We start from the raw sequence: 264 nt of genomic DNA, 5'->3' as shown, positions 1-264 counted from the left end.
CATCGGGCTGGCCGCCTGGGCCTTCTTCGGCGCGCTGGCGGAGTTCGCCGAGCGCATCCGCCTGTTCCGCATCCCCCTGCGCGACAGCCTGAACCGCGCCCGCCACCTGCCGCGCAGCGCCTGGGGCATGACGCTGGCCCACGCCTTCCTCGGCATCTCCATCGCCGGCATGACCGGCACCTCGGCCTGGCAGACGGAAGCCATCCGGTCGATGAAGCCGGGCGACAGCGCGGAGGTCGCGGGCTACGTCATCCGCTTCGACTC

General features: G+C 72.3%; 1 protein-coding gene. It reads left to right on the top strand.

The genetic code is table 11. The features are described from left to right. A partial coding sequence (locus JT719_RS24825) for a cytochrome c-type biogenesis CcmF C-terminal domain-containing protein (protein ID WP_207436456.1) occupies positions 1-264 on the top strand: 264 nt, incomplete at both ends.

Origin of the sequence: Sabulibacter ruber (assembly GCF_017355955.1) — a bacterium.
GTDB classification, from domain to species: domain Bacteria; phylum Bacteroidota; class Bacteroidia; order Cytophagales; family Hymenobacteraceae; genus Nibribacter; species Nibribacter ruber_A.
This window is presented reverse-complemented; position numbering and strand designations above follow the sequence as displayed.